Origin of the sequence: Flavobacterium sp. IMCC34518 (assembly GCF_027111095.2) — a bacterium.
Taxonomy (GTDB): Bacteria; Bacteroidota; Bacteroidia; order Flavobacteriales; family Flavobacteriaceae; genus Flavobacterium; species Flavobacterium praedii.
In genome coordinates, this window is the sequence record NZ_CP114284.2 from 1,860,743 (window position 1) to 1,869,535 (window position 8,793).

Consider the following 8,793-nt stretch of genomic DNA (forward strand, 5'->3'; position numbering starts at 1 on the left):
TTATTTTTTGTGTATTAAACGGGTTAGTTTTATAGATAAATCAGTTAATATTATTTTGGCATTACCATTGCGTTCTATATGATACATCGCATCTGATAATTCTTTGAAAATGTCGTTAATATTATTTCCATTTACAAAAGGAGCAAAGTTTTCAAGTTTGAATTTTTCTACTTTTGGCTCTATATAAACTAATGATTTGGTCTCATAATTTAACAATAATGCCTGACGGAACATCTCAATACAAAACTGAAGAAATTTTTTTTGCGTTTCTCTCCCTAATGTAGCTATTTGTTCACTCCATTCTATTAAGTCTTGTATGGCTGCTGCATTTCCTTTTGCTTTAAAAGCAGCTCTAACCCAAGTAACAAACCATTGTTCAAATGGAGAAGCTTCATCGTCGTCATTTAATAGATGCAATGCTTTGTTGTAATTTCCTTGAGCCTGATGTGCAATTTTTGAAGCTAGCTTTGCATCAATCTGCTCATTTTCTATTAGACTATTAGCTATGATTTGTTCGCTTAATGCATTAAAATGTGTAATTTGACAACGGGAGCGTATGGTTTGAATGATGTCTTCTTCATTTTCGGAGATAAGCAGAAAAACGGTCTTCTCTGGTGGTTCTTCCAGTAATTTGAGAAGTTTGTTAGAGGCTGCGATATTCAATTTATCTGCCATCCAAATGATCATAATTTTATATCCTCCTTCATAGGACTTTAAGGATAGCGATTTTAATATTTCAGCTGCATCATCAACGCGTATTTCTCCTTGTTTATTTTGAACACCCAATTTAGCATACCAGTCAAATAATCCACCATAAGGTTTTTCTAAGATAAATTGTCGCCAATCTGCAATAAAATCGATACTTTTTGGTTTAGCTTTTACATCCTCTGTCGTTACAGTTGGATAAATAAAATGTAAGTCTGGATGTGATAATTTTTGAAATTTAATGCTACAGGATACATTTTGTTCGCCATTAGTGTTGCATAAAACATATTGTGCGTAAGCAATAGCCATTGGTAGAGTGCCACAGCCTTCTGGACCTACAAATAATTGGGCATGAGGAATCCTGCCTAAATCAGCACTTTTAACCAAGTGGTTTTTTATATAGCCCTGTCCTAAAATTTTTGAAAATTCCATTGGACAAAGATAGTAGAAAATGATAGCATCAAAAATTTTCTATTATTAAAGTTGTTTTCACAAGCATGTATGAATTTTAATGGTATGAATTTGATTGTTTTTCATCCTTTGTTTATACTTGAGCGGTTTTCAACTTTTGCTGTTGATAACTTTTGTATTTTTTTTGAACCGAAGCTGAAATAGTATTTTTTACCCAAAAATTATTAGCTAATTTCTTATATTGAAGTTAAATTTTAAGATTATTTTTTGTTTTTTTAAACATGTATTATCCTCGGTTAAGTGTAGTATTTACTCGGTATAAGGTAAATTTTTACAGAAAAACGATTAAATTATATTTTAAATTATAACATTACGACTTGCAAATTCGATTAAATTGTATATTTTTGTTTTATTAATTATTTAAATCCATGATATGAAAGGGAAAATTATTTTTTTCAGTGTTTTTATGTTAGCATTAAGCTTTAACGCAGTAGCTCAGGTTAAACCTAATATGCCTAAAAGTATTATTAGTACTACGGCTTCATTAAGAACTTTTCACGCAGATGATAAAGAGCTTAAAACTTTAACCAAAGGAGAATTGGTAGAGTTGTATATTGAACGTATGAAAATCGTTGTTAAGATTTTTCCTAATATAGGTCTTGCAACAAAACCAGGTGTTACCATGGCTGATTTAGGAATTCAAGAAACTCCTGAAAACAAAAAGTCTTTAGATTTACAAGCAGAAGCTACTAATGTTTTTCTTGAAGTTCAGGTTGATTTTTTAAGAAAAATGCTACCTTATGCAGATAAAAATCAGTTAGTTTCTATGATCATGTATTATGAGCAAATCATAAAAGGATTACGCGAAGTAGAATAACAATTTTACATACCATATATATCAAAAAAGTCTTTCTTTTTTGATACTGACCCAATAACTCAAATGAGTTTAAACTCTATCCTACAGAGGTTTTAAAAATAATTAAATTTAATACCCCCAAACCTATGAAAAATATAATACTAATTATATGGGTTTTTCTTACTGTTGTTTGTGATGTAAATGCACAACAAGAGAAAGGAATATTTGGATCAAGCAATTGGTTAAATAACTGGACGGAATTTAAACCGGGTAAAGCCGATTATGGTGAAGCTACTCAGATTCTTGCTGGTACAATTACTGTAAATACTAGGTTAACCAAAAAAGATGTATACATCATTCAAGGTAATGTATATGTTACTAACAATGCAATTCTTACTATTGATCCTGGTACAATCATCATTGGAGATTCTGAATCTAAAGGAACCTTAATCATTACTAAAGGAGCTCAATTGATTGCTGAAGGTTCTGAAACCGATCCTATCGTTTTTACTTCCAATAAATCCCTTAAGAAAGCCGGTGACTGGGGTGGTATAGTTATACTTGGTGATGCTCCCATAAATAAATTTGGGAATTACTCTTCTATTAATTATGATTTAGATCCTAGTTTGACAACTTACGGTGGTTTGAATCCAGCTAGTTCATCTGGTGTGTTAAAATATGTAAGAATAGAATATGCCGGTAAAAAAATAAAAGGTTCTGAAAATTTCAATGCGCTTCTACTTGGAGGAATCGGGAATAAAACTATTCTTGAGAACATAATGATTAGTTATGCTGCGGGAGATGCTTTTGAAGTACTTGGAGGTGAACCTGTTTTGAACAAAATTATATCTTATCGTTCTAGTGGAATTGATTTTAAATTTACTTTAGGGACTCAAGCTAAAATTGATAATTCATTAGCTGTTCGAACTTCTTATCTAACGAATAATAATGGATCAAGATGTATTGACGTTTCTTCATATATTAAAAAAGAGGAAGCTGATTTTACAAAAAAACAAACTGTTGTTACGGCTACTAATATGACATTGGCTAATGATAGTGATAATATTGATACGGATATAAAATCTGGGTTAGTAAAAGAAGCGGTTTTTGTAGCTGAGAATACTTCTTTGGTATTACGAAAAAGTGTAATATCTGGATTTAATCCCGCTATTATATTGGATAATAATATCGAATTGGCCGAGAAAAATTTAAAGAAAATTCGACTTGAAGAAATTTATTTCAATTTCTGCCAAGGAAATATCTTTATGGCAGGTAATCTAAATAATGAAGATTTAGAAAGTTATTATGGAAACAGTGTTTTCTTTAATTTATATTCTAAAACTACAAATCTTGAGACTTTTAATGATTTTGCAAATCCAAGAAGACCAGATTTTAGATTGGCACTTACTAAGTTTACAGCCTCAGCCAAATAACTAACAAATAAATTTTTAGAAATTATGTAAAATGAAAGTTGAACCTAAACGAACAGGTTTGGCTTTCATTTTATTACTTAAATTATTTTGTTAATTTTTTATAACAAGAATTTTCAATAAGTTTTCATAATTCATTTTGAAGTACAGAGACTCATGTTTGTTTATAATGGAGCATTAAATTTGGTATTAATAAATTTAAATTACACCACTTGTTAAACAGATTTGTAAAAAATTAAATTAATTACTTATGAAAAGTAAGCTTTACTCCTATTTATATTCAATAAAGTTTTGTTTTTTATTGATAGTTTTTTTTCTTTTATCCAATTTTACTTCAGTAGCTCAGACTATTTTGCCTCAAAAGCTCGGTTATCCAAGAATTTGTGCTAACATACCTAATATTGATTATCCTTCTGGATATAATAGGTATGAAGTTTTTTTTAAAATAAGTGGCTTTCCAGCTAATGAAACATTTTTTGTCCTACTTTCAGATGATAAAGGCAATTTTACGAATCCAATAAAACCTAAGATAATTCCTAATGGAGCTGCTCCAAATCCTCCCGCAGATACTCCGACAGATAAGACACTTACTTTTGAAGTACCCTCTGATTTAGTTGGTTCGGATATTTATGGTCTAAAAATTCAAAGTTCTTCAGGAGTTGTTAGTCAGCTTTTTAAAACAAGTGATTTACAATCTTCGTTTCCTATCCATTTTTTATCATATTCAGGTACTTTTTATATTAATAACAAAAGCGATGCTTTAAGTTTTTGTAATGGAGGTAGTGTTACACTTTCTGTTGATAATTCAACTCCTTCAATTCCTGATTCTTCCCCTTTGCAATATCCTCAATTGAAGTATAATTGGTATAAAAATGGAGTGTTAGTTCCAAATGAAACTAAAAGTTCATTATCAGTTAAACAAGCTGGAGAATATTATGTTGAAGTTAATTATGGACCATGCTCTGATATAAATACCCGTTCACAATCTGTTAAAGTTTCTGGTGCCAGTGGATCTGGTGCGGTAATTTCTTCAAGTTCAGGTAATCCTTTTTGTTCCAGTTTGGGTAGCACGACACTTTCCGTTTCTAGTGGTAATTCTTATGTTTGGAGAAGGGATAATACCGTAATTGATGGTGCTATTTCCAGTAATTACATCACAAATCTGCCGGGTACTTATACTTGTGATGTTGATTTTGGCGGCTGCAAATCAACGGGTTCTATAGATTTAAAAGTTCTTACAAATACTAGTGCTGTATCTGGAGTTGAAGTTGGCGAAGTGAATTATATTGTAGAAGGGGAAACAAAAAATGTTGCCATAACTACAGATGCTGTATCACCTACGTTTCAATGGTTATTAAATGGTATTGCTATTCCCGGTGCTGACACAAACACCTTGGATATTACTGCACAAGGAAGCTATAAGGCTATTGTAACTCAAAATTCCAGTTGTGCTATTACAACTGAATTTCCTTTTGAAATTTCTTATAAAGTAAGTTACGATGTTGTAAAAATTTCAAATATTTTGACTCCTGCGCATTCTTGGATTATTCCTGAAGAATATACTGGTGGTAAAGCGAAAGTAATGATTTTGAGCTCTTTGGGTAAAATTGTTTTTGAAAGTTATAATTATGACAATTATAATGGTTGGCCACAAACAGCTATTGAATTTACTAATTTCAATCCAGTTTATTATTATATAATTACTCCAAATGGCGGTTCTGCCAAAAAGGGTTCGATAACTCTTGTGAAATAATATGAAAAATTTTTTATTAAGCGTTTTCTTTTTTTTCTGTACTATCCCATTTTTTTATGCCCAACAAGAGGATGGTGTTGTTTCTTTTGCTATTCCGCCTGGAAACTCTCTAAAATTTAATTCTTTTGTCATCAATCCTACGTTTAGTTTTGTAAGACAGCAAAGTGCTTATATTACTTTGTTTAATAAAACCCAATGGGCAGGTTTTGAAAACGCACCCAAAACCTATATGCTAAGTTACTCTGGACGTTTCATGGAGAATGAAGGTGTAGGTATCAGTGTTTTTCAACAAAATCAAGGCTTACTTACTACTTTTGGGGTATCTGCCAATTTTGCTCATAATATTTTATTGCAAGAGGATAGTAATCTTACTTTTGGTATAAACCTTAGTGCCTATAAAAGTGGATTGAATAGCGGAAAAGTAATATATAATAATGTAAGTTCTAGTTATCCATATGATGATCAAACTTATTTAAATAATATTCCATCCAATACGGTTATGGCTGTATCTCCGGGTATTAATTATGGATCAGCATTTTTCGATTTTGGGTTAAGTCTAAATAATATTGTTTCTTATAATTTCAATACTGGTATTCTAAAAGACGATCCTAACAAAGGAATTCAAGCCCATGTAATGTATACTGGTTTTATTGATTCCTATGGTTTTTTTGATAAAAGTAAATTTTCAGGAATCGTTAAAACCGAGTTTTACAAAGAGAATACAGCTTATTCTGGTTCAGGCGTTTTTACCATTCCTAAAGGGATTTGGGTACAGGCTGGATACCATTCTGTTTTAGGAATGACTGCTGGATTTGGTTTAAATATAACACCTAAAATTGCTTTAGAATATTCTTATGGTATGGGATTGGGTGATATTTCAAACCTTGGTGCATCCCACATAATTGTATTGGCCTATAAATTTAAAAATCAAAATTTTGATTATGGAGATGATGAAGAAGAAGGAGCTTTAATTGAACCTGCTCCTTTTCCTAAAGCTTCTACTACTACAAAACCTAAGGCAGACACTAAAGCAGTGGCTGATGCAAAAGTGGCTGATCAAGCAAAAATTTCCGAAGCAAATAAAGCTAGATTAGCAGCTGCTAATAAAGCAAAAGCAGATGCAGCAATTGCCAAAGCCAAATTAGCGGCTGATGCCAAAGCCAAATCAGATGCTGTAGCTATTGAACAAAAAAATAAACTGGCTGCAGATGCTAAAGCAAAAGAGGATGCTGCTGCTATAGCCCTCGCTGCAAAAAAACCAGAGCCCGCAAATAAAACAAAATTAGCCGCAGATGCAAAAGCTAAAGCGGATGCCGATGCTTCTGCAAAACGTATTGCCGATGCTAAAAACAAATCAGACGCTGCCGCAAAATTAGCTGCCGATACTAAAGCTAAAGCGGATGCGGAAGCCACTGCTGCTAAAGTTGCTGCCGAAAACAAAGCCAAAGCAGACGCTGCTGCCGCAAAATTAGTTGCTGATACTAAAGCCAAAGCGGATGCTGAAGCGACTGCTGCTAAAGTTGCTGCCGAAAATAAAGCCAAAGCAGACGCTGCTGCCGCAAAATTAGCTGCTGAGGCCAAAGCCAAAGCAGATGCTGAAGCGACTGCTGCTAAAGTTGCTGCCGAAAATAAAGCCAAAGCAGACGCTGCCGCAAAATTAGTTGCCGATACTAAAGCCAAAGCGGATGCCGAAACTACTGCTGCCCAACTTGCTGCTGAAAACAAAGCTAAAGCAGATGCTACTGCTGCAAAATTAGCCGCTGATGCCAAAGCCAAGGCTGATGCTGAAGCTGCTGCCGCCAAACTTGCTGCTGAAAACAAAGCTAAAGCCGATGCTGCCGTAAAATTAGCCGCTGATGCCAAAGCCAAGGCTGATGCTGAAGCTGCTGCCGCCAAATTTGCTGCTGAAAACAAAGCTAAAGCAGACGCTGCAAAATTAGCAGCTGATACCAAAGCCAAAGCTGATGCTGAAGCTGCTGCCGCCAAACTTGCTGCTGAAAATAAAGCTAAAGCAGACGCTGCAAAATTAGCTGCAGATGCCAAAGCCAAAGCCGATGCCGAAGCTGCTGCCGCCCAACTTGCTGCCGAAAACAAAGCCAAAGCAGACGCTGCTGCCGCAAAATTAGTTGCTGATGCCAAAGCCAAAGCGGATGCCGAAGCTGCTGCCGCCAAACTCGCTACCGAAAACAAAGCCAAAGCCGATGCTGCTGCTGCAAAATTAGCTGCTGATGCCAAAGCCAAAGCGGATGCCGAAGCTGCTGCCGCCAAATTGGCTGCCGAAAACAAAGCCAAAGCCGATGCTGCTGCTGCAAAATTAGCTGCTGATGCCAAAGCCAAAGCGGATGCCGAAGCTGCTGCCGCCAAACTTGCTGCTGATGCTAAAGCCAAAGCTGCTGCCGATGCTGCTGCTGCTAAATTGGCTGCTGATAATAAAGCTAAAGCAGATGCTGAAGCAATAGCCGCCGCCAAATTAGCTGCCGAAAATAAAGCCAAAGCCGATGCTGCAATTGCTGCTCAGGCTGAACAAGATCGAATTGAAGCGGCTGCCGCCGCAAAATTGGCTGTTGAAGCTCTTGCTAAGGCCAAAGCTGATGCTATGCCAAAAGATGAGATTGGTAAAACAATGGATAACTTATCCAAAAATCTGGAGGATTCTAAACGCAAACAACAACAATTATTGACTCGTTTAGATGCTTCTGTAGCCAACAAGGAAAAGGCATTGAAAGACTTAAAAGATGAAAATGATTTAAGTGATAAAGGCATTGTGAAAACTACTGTCGAATTCAAAAGTACTGCCGGTGAAAATGCAGAATTAGAATCAATCAAAGCTCAAATTGCTCAGGTAAATAAAGAACAAGCTGCTTCATTAGAAGAGTTTAACCGACTTTACGCAGAGAGACTTAAAAAGACTCCTAAAAATGATTTGGTCAATCAAAATTATTTGAAAACTATTGAAACTTTAAAAGCGGAACAAGTAAAAGCGGAACAATCGAATGCAGTATTGATTACTACATTGGAGAAAATTAAAGTGGAAACAGAAATTGAGAAAAAACGTAGAATCAAACGTGCGGCTTCTTTGAATGATCAAGATCGTTTAGTTCAAGATATGGCTACATTAAAAAGGATTAAGGAAACAACCAAAGTAAGTGCTGTTCCTCCTACGGTTTCTGATTTTGATTTTGGAGATAATCAAGCCAACATGCAGATCATTAAAAATAATAAAAATGTAGAAAGTGGTTATTATGTCATTTTAGCAGTACATAGTGATTCACAAAAAAGAGATGCATTTGTGACTAAAACGGTAGCTTCTGGAGACAAAAATGTAAACTTCTTCTATGATTCCAACTCTAGTAAATATTTTATATATGAAGCTAAGTTTGATAATTTACAAGAAGCAACACAGGCATTAGAAGATCGAGGAAGTAAACCGTATAATAGTAAAATGGTAATTGTTAAAATTGAAAAATAATTATGTTAAATATTTTGGGCTATTGAAATTATTTTATAAAAATATTTGATATTCCTATAATTTTTATATTTTTAACCCTTTAATCGGCTTTTTTGTGTAAATCATCGATTTTATCAATCTTGTTTGTTAGTTTAATTTTGTTAAAAAAAATATAATAGTGTAAAATCTA

The 8,793-nt window shown here is 34.2% G+C and carries 5 protein-coding genes; 4 read left to right on the top strand and 1 reads right to left on the bottom strand.

Annotation, left to right across the window (positions count from 1 at the left end):
• A complete protein-coding gene (locus tag OZP06_RS08160; RefSeq protein ID WP_269224438.1) occupies positions 1–1,137 on the bottom strand; it encodes a DNA polymerase III subunit delta' in 1,137 nt (378 codons plus the stop codon).
• A gap of 412 nt (positions 1,138–1,549) precedes the next feature.
• Here OZP06_RS08160 and OZP06_RS08165 point away from each other — a divergent pair, with 412 nt between their 5' ends.
• The 4 genes from OZP06_RS08165 to OZP06_RS08180 all read left to right on the top strand — a co-directional run bounded on the left by OZP06_RS08165 (position 1,550) and on the right by OZP06_RS08180 (position 8,624).
• The gene (locus OZP06_RS08165) at positions 1,550–1,993 is read left to right on the top strand and encodes a hypothetical protein (RefSeq protein WP_269224439.1); all 444 of its coding nucleotides are present in this window, start codon (positions 1,550–1,552) and stop codon (positions 1,991–1,993) included.
• 125 nt (positions 1,994–2,118) lie between these two features.
• Complete coding sequence (locus OZP06_RS08170; protein ID WP_269224440.1) at positions 2,119–3,405, top strand: hypothetical protein; 1,287 nt, start codon at positions 2,119–2,121, stop codon at positions 3,403–3,405.
• A gap of 247 nt (positions 3,406–3,652) precedes the next feature.
• The gene (locus OZP06_RS08175; protein WP_281324466.1) at positions 3,653–5,155 is read left to right on the top strand and encodes a hypothetical protein; all 1,503 of its coding nucleotides are present in this window, start codon (positions 3,653–3,655) and stop codon (positions 5,153–5,155) included.
• Between the two features lies 1 nt (position 5,156).
• Positions 5,157–8,624 (top strand): PorP/SprF family type IX secretion system membrane protein, encoded by a 3,468-nt coding sequence (locus tag OZP06_RS08180; protein WP_281324467.1) that lies wholly within the window; start codon positions 5,157–5,159, stop codon positions 8,622–8,624.
• Positions 8,625–8,793 lie beyond the last annotated feature (169 nt).

Excerpts from the sequence above, each read along its gene's own strand:
- OZP06_RS08160 (WP_269224438.1), bottom strand. The coding sequence starts at position 1,137 with ATGGAATTTTCAAAAATTTTAGGACAGGGCTATATAAAAAACCACTTG.
- OZP06_RS08170 (WP_269224440.1), top strand. The coding sequence starts at position 2,119 with ATGAAAAATATAATACTAATTATATGGGTTTTTCTTACTGTTGTTTGT.
- OZP06_RS08180 (WP_281324467.1), top strand. The coding sequence starts at position 5,157 with ATGAAAAATTTTTTATTAAGCGTTTTCTTTTTTTTCTGTACTATCCCA.
- OZP06_RS08165 (WP_269224439.1), top strand. The coding sequence starts at position 1,550 with ATGAAAGGGAAAATTATTTTTTTCAGTGTTTTTATGTTAGCATTAAGC.
- OZP06_RS08175 (WP_281324466.1), top strand. The coding sequence starts at position 3,653 with ATGAAAAGTAAGCTTTACTCCTATTTATATTCAATAAAGTTTTGTTTT.